The organism is Streptomyces sp. NPDC006207 (assembly GCF_040613835.1).
In the GTDB taxonomy this organism is placed as follows: Bacteria; Actinomycetota; Actinomycetes; order Streptomycetales; family Streptomycetaceae; genus Actinacidiphila.
The window spans coordinates 1-14,964 of record NZ_JBEXSX010000008.1; the positions used below are offsets into that span (position 1 = coordinate 1).

The 14,964-nt window shown below is 72.8% G+C and carries 14 protein-coding genes and 1 tRNA gene; 12 read left to right on the forward strand and 3 right to left on the reverse strand.

Features of this window, described 5'->3' with window-relative positions; genetic code table 11:
• Positions 1-67 precede the first annotated feature (67 nt).
• On the reverse strand, positions 68-2,092 hold the full coding sequence (locus ABZ312_RS08050; RefSeq protein WP_500322947.1) for a hypothetical protein: 2,025 nt from the start codon (positions 2,090-2,092) through the stop codon (positions 68-70).
• Between the two features lie 386 nt (positions 2,093-2,478).
• On the opposite strand from ABZ312_RS08050, the gene proB reads away from it, so the two are divergent.
• The 5 genes from proB (at position 2,479) to ABZ312_RS08075 (ending at position 7,354) form a co-directional block, all read left to right on the forward strand.
• Positions 2,479-3,597, forward strand: a complete 1,119-nt coding sequence (gene proB, locus ABZ312_RS08055) for a glutamate 5-kinase (protein ID WP_500323057.1) — start codon at positions 2,479-2,481, stop codon at positions 3,595-3,597.
• A 126-nt stretch (positions 3,598-3,723) separates the two neighbouring features.
• A complete protein-coding gene (locus ABZ312_RS08060; protein WP_499511861.1) occupies positions 3,724-4,170 on the forward strand; it encodes a DUF8830 family protein in 447 nt (148 codons plus the stop codon).
• Positions 4,171-4,260: 90 nt separating this feature from the next.
• Positions 4,261-5,586, forward strand: coding sequence for a glutamate-5-semialdehyde dehydrogenase (locus ABZ312_RS08065; protein ID WP_500322948.1), 1,326 nt, complete (start codon positions 4,261-4,263; stop codon positions 5,584-5,586).
• 71 nt (positions 5,587-5,657) lie between these two features.
• Positions 5,658-6,146, forward strand: coding sequence for an SCO2584 family spore wall biosynthesis protein (locus ABZ312_RS08070; RefSeq protein ID WP_500322949.1), 489 nt, complete (start codon positions 5,658-5,660; stop codon positions 6,144-6,146).
• Positions 6,147-6,211: 65 nt separating this feature from the next.
• Entirely contained in the window at positions 6,212-7,354 is a 1,143-nt protein-coding gene (locus ABZ312_RS08075; protein WP_500356862.1) for an SCO2583 family membrane protein, read from the forward strand.
• On the opposite strand, the gene ABZ312_RS08080 is transcribed toward ABZ312_RS08075, so the two are convergent.
• Positions 7,275-8,396 carry a M48 family metallopeptidase gene (locus ABZ312_RS08080; RefSeq protein ID WP_500322951.1) on the reverse strand — a complete coding sequence of 374 codons (1,122 nt, stop codon included), beginning with the start codon at positions 8,394-8,396 and terminating at the stop codon, positions 7,275-7,277. The two genes, ABZ312_RS08075 and ABZ312_RS08080, sit on opposite strands and share 80 nt — an antisense overlap.
• A 141-nt stretch (positions 8,397-8,537) precedes the next feature.
• On the opposite strand from ABZ312_RS08080, the gene ABZ312_RS08085 reads away from it, so the two are divergent.
• The 6 genes from ABZ312_RS08085 (at position 8,538) to ABZ312_RS08110 (ending at position 12,456) form a co-directional block, all read left to right on the forward strand.
• Positions 8,538-8,696 carry a hypothetical protein gene (locus ABZ312_RS08085; protein ID WP_018556595.1) on the forward strand — a complete coding sequence of 53 codons (159 nt, stop codon included), beginning with the start codon at positions 8,538-8,540 and terminating at the stop codon, positions 8,694-8,696.
• Between the two features lie 34 nt (positions 8,697-8,730).
• Positions 8,731-9,312 carry a nicotinate-nicotinamide nucleotide adenylyltransferase gene (gene nadD, locus ABZ312_RS08090; protein WP_499511856.1) on the forward strand — a complete coding sequence of 194 codons (582 nt, stop codon included), beginning with the start codon at positions 8,731-8,733 and terminating at the stop codon, positions 9,310-9,312.
• A gap of 37 nt (positions 9,313-9,349) precedes the next feature.
• Entirely contained in the window at positions 9,350-11,104 is a 1,755-nt protein-coding gene (locus ABZ312_RS08095) for an LCP family protein (protein WP_500436843.1), read from the forward strand.
• An 86-nt stretch (positions 11,105-11,190) separates the two neighbouring features.
• A complete protein-coding gene (gene rsfS, locus ABZ312_RS08100) occupies positions 11,191-11,628 on the forward strand; it encodes an RsfS/YbeB/iojap family protein (protein ID WP_499511854.1) in 438 nt (145 codons plus the stop codon).
• Complete coding sequence (locus ABZ312_RS08105; RefSeq protein ID WP_500323059.1) at positions 11,625-12,278, forward strand: histidine phosphatase family protein; 654 nt, start codon at positions 11,625-11,627, stop codon at positions 12,276-12,278. The genes rsfS and ABZ312_RS08105 overlap by 4 nt, the downstream gene beginning before the upstream one ends.
• A gap of 105 nt (positions 12,279-12,383) precedes the next feature.
• A tRNA-Ala gene (locus ABZ312_RS08110) sits at positions 12,384-12,456 on the forward strand.
• A gap of 49 nt (positions 12,457-12,505) precedes the next feature.
• On the opposite strand, the gene ABZ312_RS08115 is transcribed toward ABZ312_RS08110, so the two are convergent.
• Complete coding sequence (locus ABZ312_RS08115; RefSeq protein WP_500436845.1) at positions 12,506-13,423, reverse strand: helix-turn-helix transcriptional regulator; 918 nt, start codon at positions 13,421-13,423, stop codon at positions 12,506-12,508.
• A gap of 101 nt (positions 13,424-13,524) precedes the next feature.
• Here ABZ312_RS08115 and ABZ312_RS08120 point away from each other — a divergent pair, with 101 nt between their 5' ends.
• Positions 13,525-14,964, forward strand: a complete 1,440-nt coding sequence (locus tag ABZ312_RS08120; protein ID WP_500322957.1) for an MFS transporter — start codon at positions 13,525-13,527, stop codon at positions 14,962-14,964.

The window sequence follows — 14,964 nt, forward strand, 5'->3', positions numbered from 1 at the left end:
GCGCACACCCGGGGCGACGGAACGATCTCGTTCCGTCGCAGCCCCCCTCCCGCGTCCGTGGTGCCGGTCACGCGACCCCGGCGCGCTGCCGTGGGACGGCCTGGGGGGCGCTCCGCGCCGCCGTCCTGGCCCGCCGCTCGTCCACCCGGGCCGCCAGGGCGTGCACGGCCTCCTGGAAGCGCTCCGCGGAGGACGGCGCCGCCGGGCCCAGCAGGTGTTCCTTCAGGTTCGCGCGCGCGGTGGCCAGCGTGTCCTCGGCCGTGCCGCGCACCACGGCCAGCAGCTCGCCCAGTCCCGCCGCGTCAGGGGTCAGTACCGTCCCGGCCCGCACGGTGGGGAAGGACGCGCGGAATCCCGCCTCGCTCCGGTCGGTGGTGTTCGTCACCGCGTAGGGCTTGCCGCTCACCAGGAACTCGGAAATCACGCTGGACACGTCGGTGATCAGGAGGTCGCAGTGGTCGAAACAGGAGTAGAGGCCGGGACGCTCCTCGACGATCACCAGGTGCTCGTCCGCGGGATGCGCCGCCCAGTACGCGGCCTCCCAGGCCGCGGTCGCCCGTCGTACGGCGCCTGCGACGCTCTCGTCCCCCGTCGTGCCGCGGTCGGCCATGCGCTCCAGGTCGTCGGCGTCGGGCAGCGACCAGGCGGCGGTCAGCCGGGCCAGTTCGCGCTCGCTGTGCCGGAGGAGGTCGCGCTGCCCGGGGAGGGCGGAGTCCGTACGGCGCCGGCGGTTGGCGTCCTCGATCAGTTCGACGATCCGCCGGTGGGCGGCACCGGCCCGCGGGTCGACGCTGCCGGTGAGCGGGTGCGGGCGGTAGAGCACGCGGACGGCGGGCTCGGCGAGCAACCGGCGGACGATGGCCTCACCGGCCACCGTGATCGAGGTGTTGCCGGGGTCGTCGGTCCACCCCTCCCAGGTGGGCGCGTAGAGCACCGTGAGGGTGCTCCCGGGCGCCGGTGGGCCCGAATGTGGCCGGATCCCGGCCAGTTGCGGACGGCCGACCTCCACGACGTCCTCGTCGGCCACGCCCACCTCGGCCAGCGCGTAACGCTCCCGGGCCGCGGGGCCCGCCACCCAGACCTCGTCGTACGCCTTCGCGTACGGGTTGCAGCTGGACAGCTTGTCGCTCTCGCCGTGGTTGACGAAGGCGTGCATGATCGACGGGATGCGCAGCACCTGTGAGGTCTTGGGCGCGTTGGCCGGGTGGAGCAGCACCTTGAGGCTGGAGTCGCCGAGCCGCATGAGGTCGGCGACCTTCGGCAGGCACACGATGGGGAGATCGGTCGGGCCGATGCGCGGCACCATCCCGCGCTCGCGCAGCAGGATCACCGGCCGCCCGTCGAGCTCGGCCAGGGGGGCCAGCCACATGTTCGCCTGGTAAGCGGAACTCGCTCCCCCGGAGAAGTACATGCCGACCGTGGGCTGGTAGCGCTCGAGCCAGCGGTCGAACCACTCGAGGACCTCGTCCGCGCCCGGTGGCCGCCTGCCGGGCATGAAGGACCGGGCGAGCAGGGCCAGCGCCACGGTGGCCAGCAGCGCGGACAGGGCGACGCCGTCGGCGGCGTACGCCGTGGCCCCGGTCGCCGCGGCCACGCTCAGCCCGAAGGTCGCCGGGCTCCCCACCAGCAGCAGCCGCAGGCCCGGCTGACGGGTAATCAGGGGCGGTGGCGGGGCGGGCAGCGGCAGTTCGGACGTGTCGATGTTGCGTGTGACGACGGGGAGCCGGCGTGCGCGTTGCACCAGCGCCGCCCCGCCCTGGAGGGCGATGTGCGCGCCGTGGACGTACAACAGGCCGCCGAGGCACACGAGGTGGAACAGCACGGACTCCCGTTGGTCCAGGCGCAGCAGTCCGACGATCAGCAGCAGGTCGCGCAGGGACTGCCGGGTGACCGCCTCCGCCTGGAGCAGCCCGAGTGCCTTGGGCGGCGGGCGCTTGCCGGCGTGCAGGCAGACGTCGGCGGCGCAACCGGCGAGGGCGGCGCCCGCCATCAGGGCCCCGTTGGGCAGGGCCACGCCCACCACCTGCGCGATCAGGGCGCACATCTGGGCCAGAAGGAGGCCGAAGTGGTGGACTCCCGGCCGTTTCCCCACGGCACGTTTCACAGCGGCAACTTCCCATCGTCGTACGTTCGGCGGCCCGGCGGAACCGCCCGGACGCGCGAGCGTGCGCTGGGCCGCCCGGGGTGCCGGTTCGCCGTACCCGTGCACGCTGCCCCGTGTTCGAATCCGCAGGCAAATCGTTCCCATTGAGGTGGTTCTCTTGTGACTTTTTTACTTACGGAGTGAAGAGTCCCTTATATGAATTTCATATCTCGTCAAGGGGTGTTCGGGCGCGGGCTTCACGGCGCGTCTGCCCCGTACGCGTTGTCCCAGTCGCCGTCCGGTGGGTGGAAGGCGGCAGCGCCCGGTCGCCCCACTGCCGTAGATTGCGAAGCAGGGAGAGGGAAGGGACGGACGTGGCGAGCGCGAGGCAGGACGTGGCGGAGGCCCGGCGGGTCGTGGTCAAGGTCGGGTCGTCGTCGCTGACGACGGCGGCCGGCGGCCTGGACGCCGACCGGGTGGACGCCCTCGTGGACGTGCTGGCCAAGGCGCGCGGGACCCAGGAGGGCGCGGCAGCCAAGGAGGTCGTCCTGGTCTCCTCCGGCGCCATCGCCGCCGGCCTGGCGCCGCTCGGGCTCACCCGGCGGCCCCGGGACCTGGCGCGGCAGCAGGCCGCCGCCAGCGTCGGCCAGGGCCTGCTCGTCGCCCGGTACACGGCCTCCTTCGCCCGGTACGGCGTACGGGTCGGGCAGGTGCTGCTCACCTCCGACGACATGAGCCGCCGGGCGCACTACCGCAACGCCTACCGCACGCTGGACAAGCTGCTCGCCATGGGCGCCCTGCCGATCGTGAACGAGAACGACACGGTGGCCACCGACGAGATCCGCTTCGGCGACAACGACCGCCTCGCCGCCCTCGTCGCCCACCTGGTCCGTGCCGACCTGCTCGTCCTGCTCTCCGACGTCGACGGGCTCTACGACGGCGACCCCGCCCTCCCGGGCACCTCGCGCATCGAGGAGGTCCACGGGCCGCGGGACCTGGAGGGCGTCTCCATCGGCAGCGCGGGCAAGGCCGGCGTCGGCACCGGGGGCATGGTCACCAAGGTCGAGGCCGCCCGGATCGCCGCCGGCGCCGGCATCCCGGTCGTCCTCACCTCCGCCTCGCAGGCCGCGGACGCCCTGGCCGGACGGCGGACCGGCACCCTCTTCCACGCCACGGGCAAGCGCTCCGCCGACCGGCTGCTGTGGCTGGCCCACGCCTCCACCCCGCTTGGCGCGCTCATCCTGGACGACGGCGCCGTGCAGGCGGTCGTCAAGCGCCGCACCTCGCTGCTTCCGGCCGGCATCGCGGCGGTCGAGGGCCACTTCACCGCCGGCGACCCGGTCGAACTGCGCGACACCTCCGGCCACGCCGTCGCGCGGGGCCTGGTGAACTTCGACGCCAAGGAGCTGCCCCGGCTGCTCGGGCGCTCCACCCGTGAACTGGCGCGGGAGCTCGGCCCCGCCTACGAGCGCGAGGTCGTGCACCGGGACGACCTCGTACTCCTGCACCACTGAGGCGGACCTCCTTCGTGGTTACTTCGTGAAAACCGCCCCGCGCCCGCTTCCGGGCTGCTGGACTTTGAGGGCGGAGCACGGAATCCGGCCAGGGACGCGACGACAGGGACGACAGGGAGGCCGCCGGTGAGACGAGGGCGCCCAGGGGCATCGTCGTCCCGAGGGACGGCGGAGCGGACACTGGTCAGCGTGACGAGCGACGACACCGCCCCGCCCGCGCGGGAGCGCCCCGTGTCCCGGCTCTGGCACGTGACGCTCAGCGTCTGCGGGCCCGAGGCCCCGCTCGCCGAGGTGCGGCGCGCGCTGGAGCAGCTCGCGAACGACCACCCCTTCCTGCTGACCAGCCGGTACGCGGCCGACCACGCCGAGATCCGGTACTGGGAGGAGGCCCGCGACCTGCACGACGCCGCCGCGATCGCGCTGCGGCTGTGGGGCGAGCACCGTTCCTCCGCCAACCTGCCGCCCTGGGAGACGGTGGGCCTGGAGGTCATCGACCGGGACACCTACCACCAGCGCCTCGCGGAGGGTTACGGACCGCCCCCGGCGGCGCCCCTCGGCGTGCACCCCTACTGAGCCGCACCGGCCGGGCCGCCGTGCGCGGCACGGTCTCACCGGCCGGAAAGCCGTCCCGCCGGCCGGCGCCCACGCCGTACCCTGGCCGCTATGAGCAGCCGCAGCCACAGCAACGACGACCTCGCCGCCTCCCTGCCCTCGCCGTGGCCGAAGAGCCCGGTGCTGCAGGCCGCCTACCGCGCCCGTGCGGCCGCCGAAGACCTCGCGCCGCTGCCGCGCTCGGTGAAGGACGACGCGCTGCTGGCCATCGCCGACGCCCTGGTCGTCCGCACGCGGGAGATCGTCGAGGCCAACGCCAAGGACGTCGCCCGCGCCCGTGAGGCGGGCACCGGCGAGGCGATCGTGGACCGGCTGACGCTGACCCCCGAGCGGGTCCGCGCCATCGCCTCCGACGTGCGGGACGTGGCCGGCCTGCCCGACCCGGTCGGCGAGGTGGTGCGCGGCTCCACGCTGCCCAACGGGCTGGACCTGCGCCAGATCCGCGTGCCGCTGGGCGTGGTCGGCATCATCTACGAGGCCCGGCCCAACGTCACCGTGGACGCGGCCTCGCTGTGCCTGAAGTCCGGCAACGCGGTGCTGCTGCGCGGCTCCTCCTCCGCGTGCCACTCCAACTCCGCGCTGGTGACGGTGGTGCGCGACGCGGTCGGCGGCGCCGGACTGCCCGCCGACGCCGTCCAGTTGGTGCCGGGGGAGAGCCGGGAGTCGGTGCGCGAGCTGATGCGCGCCCGCGGCATGGTCGACGTGCTCATCCCGCGCGGCGGCGCCTCCCTCATCAAGACGGTGGTCGAGGAGTCCATCGTCCCGGTGATCGAGACCGGCACCGGCAACTGCCATGTGTACGTGGACGCGCAGGCCGACCTCGACACGGCCGTCGCGGTCCTGCTCAACTCCAAGGCGCAGCGCCCGAGCGTGTGCAACGCCGCCGAGACGCTGCTGGTGCACCGGGACATCGCCGCCGACTTCCTGCCGCGCGCCCTGGACGCGCTGGCCGGGGCCGGGGTCACCGTGCACGCCGACGAGCGGGTGCGGGAACTGGCCGAGAAGAGCGGCACCAAGGCCACCGTCGTCCCGGCCACCGCCGAGGACTGGGAGACGGAGTACCTGAGCCTCGACATCGCCGCAGCCGTGGTGGACTCGCTGGACGCAGCCGTGCAGCACATCCGTCTGTGGTCCTCCGGGCACACCGAGGCCATCGTCACCACCTCGCAGCCGGCCGCCCGGCGCTTCACCCGGTTGGTGGATTCCGCGGCCGTCGCCGTCAACGCCTCGACCCGGTTCACCGACGGCGGGCAGTTCGGCTTCGGCGCGGAGATCGGCATCTCCACCCAGAAGCTGCACGCCCGGGGGCCGATGGGCCTTCCGGAGCTGACCTCGACCAAGTACGTCTACACCGGGGACGGCCACGTCCGCGGCTGACCGGCCCCGGCGGACGGACGGAGTTTCCGAGCGGCCTGCCCAATCCGCGTCATCGGCCCTATTCTGGACGGGTGCCGGACGAACTGGGGGGCAAGCCGTTCCCGGACGGCGAGGACCACGGTGGCGCGGATGACGAATTCGCGTCCGTGGTGCTCGATGAGGCCTTCATACGGGCGGCTGCCTTCCACGAACCGAGCGCCCACGAGCGCATGCTCGCCGCCGCCACGGCACAGGCCGAGGCAGAGGCGTCCCGCCCGCGTGTGCTGGGCGCGGAGGACGGCAGCGGTCCGTACGACCAGGAGGAGACCGAGCACTCCGCGGAGGACGAGGAGTACGAGGACCTCTACGCCCAGCGCCGCCCGTACCGGGGGCACGGCCGCTGGCACCGGACCGTGGCGTGGGTGCTCGCCGTGGTGATGGGCATCGGTGTCGTCGCCCTGACCTTCGCGGCGGTCTACCGGGGCGCCGGAGGGGCCCGCCAGCCCTCCGTACCGCCCTCCCCGACGGGCCGGATCGGAGCCCCGTCGCTACCCCCGGTGGCGGTCAGCCACACCCCATGAGCGCCTGGCGAACTTGTCTCGTACCAGGACGTTTTAAAGGGCCCTGACAGACCTACGCTTGTTGTATGGCCGGGCCTGGAGACCCACCGGAGGGGAACCCCGAGGGCTCCCCGGGAGGTGGTGAGGACGAGTACCGATCCGTCGTCTTCGACGAATCGTTCGTCCGCGCTGCCCGGATACAGGAGTTCTCCGCGCGGGAGCGGCTGGACGGATCGGCCCGCTCGGTGCGCACCCGTCGGCTCTGGGCCCGTGGCGGCGCCCCGCGCCAGGCCCTGGTCCTCGTCCTCCTGATCGCCGTGGCCTTCGGCACCGCCGTCTACCTGGGCATACGCAATCCCTACGACCAGCCCGCCCCTCCCGTGGCGCAGTCGCTGCAGATCACCCTGCTGCCGCTCGCCCCCACGGCCGCGGTGGCCGCCGTGGACCGGTCCCGGCCGTTCGCCGGGCAGCGCGCCGAGCACTACCGGGCCGGCGGGACCGGGTACGCCCTGCCGCCGGCGCGCCGCACCGCGCACTTCAGCGAGAGCCAGGTCATGCAGGCCCTGGTCTCCGCCAAGGACTACCTGGTCGCCTCCTCCGCCGATCCCGACGCGCTGACCGGCGGGGACATCCGCACGGTGCGCACCATGCTGGACCCCGGGCAGCTCGACCAGTTCGACCGGAGCCTGGAGCGGCCCGCCGACGACGGGCGCCACGCGGCGACCGGCTGGCTGGTGCGCTTCGACCCCGCCCGCGTCGCCCTCGCCGACGACGAGGTCAAGGTGCGCGGCACCATGACCGTGTCCGAGGCGGGGGAGGAGGCCCTGGAGGTCGTCACGGACCACACCCTGGTCTACGTCGTGCAGGCCGCCACCGGGGGCAGCGGCCAGGCCTCGCTGTTCACCGTGCGGCGTGAGCTGCGGCTGCGCTTCGACCGCGCGGACCTGCGCGACAAGCACGTGGAACTGCTGCGGGCCGCCGTCGAGGCCGGGCCGCTGTCCTGCGTGACCGCCCCCGTGGCGCACTTTCTGCCGCTGCTGGCCGGGCAGCGGCCGCCGGTGGAGCCCGGGGTCGACCCCTACGACCACCGCCACGAGATCGGCTCGGTGTGCGGGGTGCTGGCCCCGGCCCCGGCGGCCGGACCGGGGATCAGCCCTCCGGCGGCGGGTCCTGCGAGTCCTTCGGCGGGCGCCCTGACGGGCCGGAGCCCGAGCCCGGCGTCCCGGTGAAGCGGTCGCGCAGCCGGCCGCCGACGTCGCCGGCCCCCGCCCCGATGTCGGAGAGCAGCTTCATGAGCGGGTCCTTGCTCGTCTTCACCGTTTCGGCGTAGTGGCTCGCGGATTCCTTGAACGAGTCGTAGACCGAGGTGTCCTTGTCCTCGCTGCGCCGCGGGTAGTGGCCGTCCATGATGCGCTGGTGGTCGCGGCTCGCCGCCCACTTCTTCAGCTCCGCGGCCCGCACCGTGGTGAACGGGTGGCTGCGCGGCAGGACGTTGAGGATCTTCAGCACGGAGTCGCGCAGGTCGCCGGACTCCTCGTACTCCTCGGCCTGCTTCAGGAAGGCGTCCACGTTCATCTCGTGCAGGTGGTTGCCGCCGGCGATCTTCATCAGGCCGCGCATCGAGGCCTGCAGGTCCTGGCCGACCAGGAGTCCGGCACGGTCCGCGGAGAGCTCCGACTTGCGGAACCACTCGCGCAGTGCGGTGACGATCGCCATGATCGCGAGGTTGCCGAGCGGTATCCACGCCACCCGCAGCGCCAGGCTGGTCAGGAAGAGCAGGATCGTGCGGTAGACGGAGTGGCCGGACAGCGCGTGGCCGACCTCGTGGCCCACGACGGCCCGCATCTCCTCCTCGTCCAGCAGCTCCACCAGCCCGGTGGTCACGACGATGATGGGCTCGTCCAGCCCGATGCACATCGCGTTGGGCTGCGGGTCCTGGGTGACGTACATCGCCGGGACCTTGGGCAGGTCGAGGATGTAGCAGGCGTCCCGCAGCATGTCGTTGAGGTGCGCGAACTGCTGGTCGCCGACGCGCACCGAGTCCGAGAGGAACAGCAGCCGCAGCGAGCGCTCCGGCAGCAGGCCGCTAAGCGCCTTGAAGACGGTGTCGAAGCCGCTCAGCTTGCGCAGTGCCACCAGCGCGGAACGGTCCGCCGGGTGCTCGTACGCGCGCGAGGAGATGCCCTCGAAGCGCCGCCGGTTGCGTCCGGGCAGCCGCTCACCGCCGCTCGTGCCGCCGTTCGCACCACTCGAATCGTTCGGACCGGACATATGTCCCCGCCCCCCTGTTCGGCCGTTGGGTACCTAGTGAGGACGCGCGGAGCCACCGCGAAGTTCCACCCCGGCCGCCCGTACGATGTTGCCGAGTCCTCCGCCCGTCGACAGACCCCGAAGCCACCAAGGGACAGCCGAATGACCTCCTACGCGACCGCCGCCGTTCTGACCACGCTCGCCGAGGGCGAGGGCGGCGGCAACCACGAGAGCCTGAGCCCCTACCTCACGGGCGGTGGCGCGCTGTTCGCGCTGCTGCTGCTGCTCTTCATCACCACCCGCTTCAACCGCGACCGCTGAGCTCGATCAGGCGATGCGGGTAGGGTCTATCCGCATGAAGGAGCGAATCGGTGTGATGGGTGGGACGTTCGATCCCATCCACCACGGTCACCTCGTGGCGGCCAGCGAGGTGGCGCACCTTTTCCAGCTGGACGAAGTGGTCTTCGTGCCCACCGGCCGGCCCTGGCAGAAGAGCGAGCAGAAGGTGTCGGCGGCCGAGGACCGCTACCTGATGACGGTGATCGCCACCGCGTCGAACCCGCAGTTCTCGGTCAGCCGCAGCGACATCGAGCGCGGTGGCCGCACGTACACCATCGACACGCTCCGCGACCTGCGGGCCGAGCACCCCGAGGCGGAGCTGTTCTTCATCACGGGTGCGGACGCGCTGGCCCAGATCTTCTCCTGGCGCAAGGCCGAGGAGCTGTTCTCGCTGGCGCACTTCATCGGCGTCACCCGCCCCGGGCACACCCTGTCCGACCCCGGCTTCCCGGCCGGCGGGGTCTCCCTGGTGGAGGTGCCCGCCCTGGCGATCTCCTCGACCGACTGCCGTCAGCGGGTCGCCAAGGGGGAGCCGGTCTGGTACCTCGTGCCCGACGGCGTCGTCCGCTACATCGACAAACGCAGGCTGTACCGGTAAGTGATCAGCGGCTGATCGGCAACTGGAGGGGTCCCCAGTGAACGACTACCCCCGATGGCAATACGCCGAGGGAACACCCGAGCGGGGCGGTCAGGATCCCTACGGAGAAGACCCCTACGCACAGCAGCAAGGCGACTACGCAAACGGTTACGGCAACGAGTACGGCCAGTACGACCCGTACGCCCAGCAGACCGGTGAGCAGACCGGCCGGCAGCAGTCCTACCAGGACCAGCAGGGGTACTCCGGGCAGCCGTACTACCCGCAGGAGCAGCAGCAGTACCAGCAACCGCAGCCGCCGCAGCAGCAACCCCAGCACCCCCAACAGCCCCAGCAGACGCAGCAGTACCAGGGGTGGATCCCGCAGCAGCCGCAGTACCAGGAGCCGTACCACGAGCAGCAGCAGTACGGACAGCAGCCGCCGGCACCCCCGCAGACCCCGCCGCAGGCCCCTCCGGCCCAGCGGCAGCCCGCCTTCGAGGAGCCGCCGGCCCGGCCCGCCGCCGGCCGCTCCGCCGCGGCCAAAGCCGACTACCACACCGGCCAGTTCTCCTTCGTCGACGAGGAGACCGAGGAGTCGGAAGAGGTCATCGACTGGCTGAAGTTCACCGAGTCCCGCACCGAGCGGCGCGAGGAGGCCAGGCGCCGCGGCCGCAACCGCGTGGTCGCCGCGGTCGTCGTCCTGGTGCTGGCCGCCGTCGGCGGCGTCGGCTACCTGTGGAAGGCCGGCAAGATCCCCGGCCTCGGCGGGGACTCCGGGACCGCCCAGCAGGCCGCGGGCGGCCAGAAGCGCGACGTCATCGTGCTGCACCTGCGCCCGGTCGGCAGCGAGGCGACCTCGACCGCGCTGCTGGTCAGCAACTCGACCACCAAGAAGGGCACCACCGTCCTGCTGCCGAACTCGCTCGCCGTGAGCAGCGACGACGGCGGCAGCACCACGCTCGGCAAGTCCGTCGTGGAGAACGGTTCCGCCCCCACCCGTGAGGCGCTGGAAGGTCTGCTCGGCACCAAGATCAGCGGCACCTGGCGGCTGGACACCCCGTACCTGGACAACCTCGTCGAGTCCCTCGGCGGAGTCCTCGTCGACACCGACGCCACGGTGAAGGCAGGCAAGAAGCAGGACGGCAAGACCCTCGTCAAGCCCGGCAAGCAGCAGGAGCTGGGCGGCCAGGCCGCCGTCGCGTACGCCGTCTACCGGGGACCGGGCGAGGGGCCCGACAAGCAGCTGGCCCGCTTCGGGCAGGTCGTCCAGGCCGTGCTGAAGAAGATGTACAGCGACCCGGACCTGGCGACCAAGACCGTCGAGGGGCTCAACCAGGTCATCGAGCCCCCGCTGACCGAGAAGGACCTCGGCAGCAGCCTGGCGGCCCTGTCGGAGGAGGCCAAGGGCGGTGACTACACCACCGAGGCGCTGCCGGTGGAGCCCGACGGCACGCTGAGCGAGAAGGCCACCGAGGACGTGGTCAAGAAGGTGCTCGGCGGCACCGTCACCAACACCGACTCCGACGGCATCCCCCGGGTCACCCTGCGCAACGCGACCGGCGTCGCCGCCAACACCGGCGAGGCCCAGGTGCAGATCGTCGGCGGCGGCTACACCTTCGTCTCCGGCGCCACCGCGGACACCCGGGCCACCTCGCAGGTCCTGTACGCCGACGCCGACCAGAAGACGAACGCGGAGGAGCTGGCCAAGACGCTGGGCCTGTCCGCCAAGGCCGCCAAGAAGGGCGGCGTGGCCTCCAACGCCGACATCACGGTGGTCCTGGGCCAGGACTACAGCCCGCCGGAGAAGAACTGACCCGGGGCGGTCCATAACCGGTCGGGGACCGAGCGCGGTCCGTGAGACCCTGGACGTACGACGTCCCCGACCGGAAAGCCTTACCTGTGACCGCCACGGACCGCTCCATCGAGCTCATTCAGACCGCCGCCCAGGCGGCCGCCGACAAGCTCGCGCACGACATCATCGCCTACGACGTCAGCGACGTCCTCTCCATCACCGACGCGTTCCTGCTGGCCTCCGCGCCCAACGACCGCCAGGTGAAGGCCATCGTCGACGAGGTCGAGGAGCGGCTGCAGGAGGAGCTCGGCGTCAAGCCGGTGCGCCGTGAGGGGGAGCGCGAGGGGCGCTGGGTCCTGCTCGACTACGTCGACATCGTGGTGCACGTCCAGCACTCGGAGGAGCGGGTCTTCTACGCGCTGGAGCGGCTCTGGAAGGACTGCCCCGAGCTCGAGCTCCCCAAGGACGCCGTCGCCACCCGTGGCAAGGCCGAGGAGCACGCCCGCGCCACCGCGGCCGCCGACGAGGACGGAGAGCTGATCTGAACGGCCACACGCGGGGTCGCGGCCGCCGCGTCGTCTTCTGGCGGCACGGACAGACCTCCTGGAACGTGGAGGGCCGCTTCCAGGGCTCCACGGACATCCCGCTGACCTCGACCGGCGTCGCGCAGGCCAAGCGCGCCGCCCGGTTGCTGGCCGCGCTGCAGCCGGACGCGATCATCTCCTCCGACCTGCAGCGCGCCGCCGACACCGCCGCCGAACTGGCCGCGGTCACGGAGCTGGACATCTCGTACGACGAGGGCCTGCGGGAGACCTACGCGGGCGTGTGGCAGGGCCTGACCCACGACGAGATCACCGAGCGCTACGGCGAGGAGTACGCGGCCTGGAAGCGCGGCGAGCCCGTGCGGCGCGGCGGCGGCGAGCTGGAGACCGAGGTCGCCGACCGGGCCGCCCCGGTGGTGCTCGCGGCGGCCGACAAGCTGCCCGACGGCGGTGTGCTGGTCGTCGTCAGCCACGGCGGCGCCATCCGCACCACCATCGGCCGGCTCCTCGGGCTGGACCCGCGCAGCTGGGAGGCGCTCGGCGGGCTGTCCAACACCTGCTGGTCGGTCCTCGGCGAGGGCGCCCGCGGCTGGCGGCTGCTGGAGCACAACGCCGGGACCCTGCCCGAGCCGGTGCTCGGCGACGACGACTGACGGGGCCGGGAGCCGGGGCGGGGCCGGGGCGCAGCCGATTTCAGGAATCCGGCCCTGACCGGCTAAGCTTCTTCTCGTTCGCCGGGCGGAAAGCCCGAGGACAGCGGGGCTATAGCTCAGTTGGTAGAGCGCTTGCATGGCATGCAAGAGGTCCGGGGTTCGAATCCCCGTAGCTCCACAGCGGTATCGGATCCCGTCTCCCCCAGGGGAGGCGGGATCCTCGCGTTTCACCCGGTCCGTTCCGCGGCCGGCTCCTGTTCCGCGGCGAGCGCCGAGAGCGGGCGCGCGTGCCGGGGGCAGCCCACCAGCGGGTCGTCCAGCTCCCGCAGCCGCGCCGTCAGCTCCCGGCTCTCCTCGTCGGCCGGCGTGTAGACCACGATCCGGTGCTCCGGCATCGCCTGGACCGCCAGCGAGGTCGAGGTCAGCCGGATCCTGCCGACCGAGGCGTGATGGATCACCTTGATCCGCTGTCCCGGAGCCGCCACGTCCCCGCTCGCCCACATCTGCGCGAACTCCGCGCTCTCCCGGACCAGCCGCCCGACGAAGGACTCCCAGGCCGGTTCGCCCACGTGCCGGCCGTACGAGGCGCGCAGCTGCGCGACCATCCGGGGCAGCTCGGCGTCCCGGTTGACGTACGCCGAGCAGCACGGCGGGCCGGTGAACAGGCGCAGCAGCACGTTGCGGTCGGCGCGGGAGGCGATCCGCACCTGGGGGAAGAGCCGCCGGTAACCGGAGTTGCAGGCCAGCACGTCGTAACGGGCGTTGTAGACCACCGCCGGGAGCGGGTCGAGGGCGTCGACGATGCCCTCCACCTCCTCGCCCACCGCCTCGGCGTCGGAGACCGGCTCGCGGACGAAGGGCACGCCCGCCAGCCGGTACAGGTGCTTGCGCTCGGCCACGTCCAGCCGCAGGATGCGCGCCACCGCGTCCAGCACCTGCACGCTGGCGTTGATCGGCCGGCCCTGCTCCAGCCACGTGTACCAGGTCACCCCCACCCCGGCGAGCTGCGCGACCTCCTCCCGCCGCAGCCCGGGCGTACGGCGGCGCAGGCCGGGCGGCATGCCGACGTCCTCCGGCCGGATGCGCTCGCGGCGGCTGCGCAGGAAGGCGGCGAGCTCGGTGCGGCGCGGGGACGGTACGGCCATGCGCCCATCGTCCGCCCGTCCACGCTGGGCTGCCAGGTGCTGTCGGTACCAGGATCCGGGGGCTCTCGTTACCGGTACGGGACCGCCCGCAGCCTCGGACCATGGCGAATCCCACCGTTACCGCACGCCGTGCCCCGGCCGGCCCTCCGGGCCGCCGCGGACCGCGTGCCGGACAGCTGCTCGGCGTCCTGCTCACCGGTCAGTTCATGGCCCTGCTGGACGTCTTCATCGTCAACGTGGCCGCGCCCACCATCCGCACCGACCTGCACGCCTCGGGTGCCGGGCTGCAGATGATCGTGGCCGGCTACACCATCTCCTACGCCGTCCTGCTCATCACCGGTGCCAGGACCGGTGACCTGTGGGGCCACCGCAGGGCGTTCCTGGCCGGGCTCACCGTCTTCACCGCCGCCTCCCTGGCCTGCGGACTCGCCGGGTCGACGGGGCAGTTGACCGCGTTCCGACTGGTGCAGGGGGCCGGGTCCGCCCTGATGATCCCGCAGGTGCTCAGCCTCATCCAGCGCAACTTCTCCGGCGAACGGCGGGTGCGCGCCCTCGGCGTCTACGCGGCCGTCCTGGCCACCGGTGCCGCCGCCGGGCAGTCCCTGGGCGGGCTGCTGGTCAGCGCCGACCTGTTCGGCACCGGGTGGCGCCCGGCCTTCCTGGTGAACGTCCCCATCGGGCTCGTCCTGCTCGTCCTGGTCCCGCGGGTCGTCCCGCGCGACCCCGAGGGCGCCGCCGAGCGCCGCCGCGGTCTCGACCTGCCCGGGCTGGTCACCCTCGGCGCGGCCGTGACCCTGCTCACCGTGCCCCTGGTGCTGGGGCAGGAGGAGGGCTGGCCGGCGTGGGGCTGGGTCTGCCTCGGCCTCAGCGTCGTGCTGTGCGTGGTCTTCGCCGTGCTGGAGACCCGGCTCGCCCGGCGCGGTGGCGCGCCGCTGGTCTCCTCGCGGGTCCTGCGGGCACCCGGCATGCTCCGTTCCGTCGCCGTCATCGGGGTCGCCATGGCCCTCAACGCCGGGTTCCTGTTCGCCATCGCGCTCCACCTGCAGAGCGGGCTGGGCCTCAGCGCCCTGCACACCGGGCTCACCTTCAGCGCCGCGGCCGTCTCCTTCGGCGGCACCGGGCTCACCTGGCGCCGGCTGCCCGCGCGTGCCCACGCCTGGCTGGCGCCGGGCGGACTGATCGTGGCCGGCGCGTCCTTCGCGGCGATCGGCCTGCTGCTGCGGGACGGGCAGCAGCACGAACCGGCCTTCCTGGTGGCCCTGTTCGGTGTCGGCCTGGGGCTGGGCGCCTCCTTCAGCCCCACCCTGACCCTCGCCCTGGGGCAGGTCCGTCCCGAGGACGCCGCGGACGCCAGTGGCCTGCTGGCCACCGTCACCCAGCTCGGTCAGCTGATCGGGGTGGCCTCCTTCGGCACGCTGTTCCTGGGCCGGCTGAGCGCCGCCCACTCCTCGGCGCACGCCGTCGCGGTCACCTCCGCCGCCCTGGCGGCCACCGCGGCGGCCGGAGCGCTCGTGGCGGTGCTGCGGCGGCGGAGGGCCTGA

What these genes read in the sequence shown, in the direction of transcription:
- ABZ312_RS08115 (WP_500436845.1), bottom strand. Translation starts at nt 13,423, where the DNA reads ATGGCCGTACCGTCCCCGCGCCGCACCGAGCTCGCCGCCTTCCTGCGC.
- ABZ312_RS08065 (WP_500322948.1), top strand. Translation starts at nt 4,261, where the DNA reads ATGAGCAGCCGCAGCCACAGCAACGACGACCTCGCCGCCTCCCTGCCC.
- nadD (WP_499511856.1), top strand. Translation starts at nt 8,731, where the DNA reads ATGAAGGAGCGAATCGGTGTGATGGGTGGGACGTTCGATCCCATCCAC.
- ABZ312_RS08085 (WP_018556595.1), top strand. Translation starts at nt 8,538, where the DNA reads ATGACCTCCTACGCGACCGCCGCCGTTCTGACCACGCTCGCCGAGGGC.
- ABZ312_RS08080 (WP_500322951.1), bottom strand. Translation starts at nt 8,396, where the DNA reads ATGTCCGGTCCGAACGATTCGAGTGGTGCGAACGGCGGCACGAGCGGC.
- ABZ312_RS08075 (WP_500356862.1), top strand. Translation starts at nt 6,212, where the DNA reads ATGGCCGGGCCTGGAGACCCACCGGAGGGGAACCCCGAGGGCTCCCCG.
- ABZ312_RS08120 (WP_500322957.1), top strand. Translation starts at nt 13,525, where the DNA reads ATGGCGAATCCCACCGTTACCGCACGCCGTGCCCCGGCCGGCCCTCCG.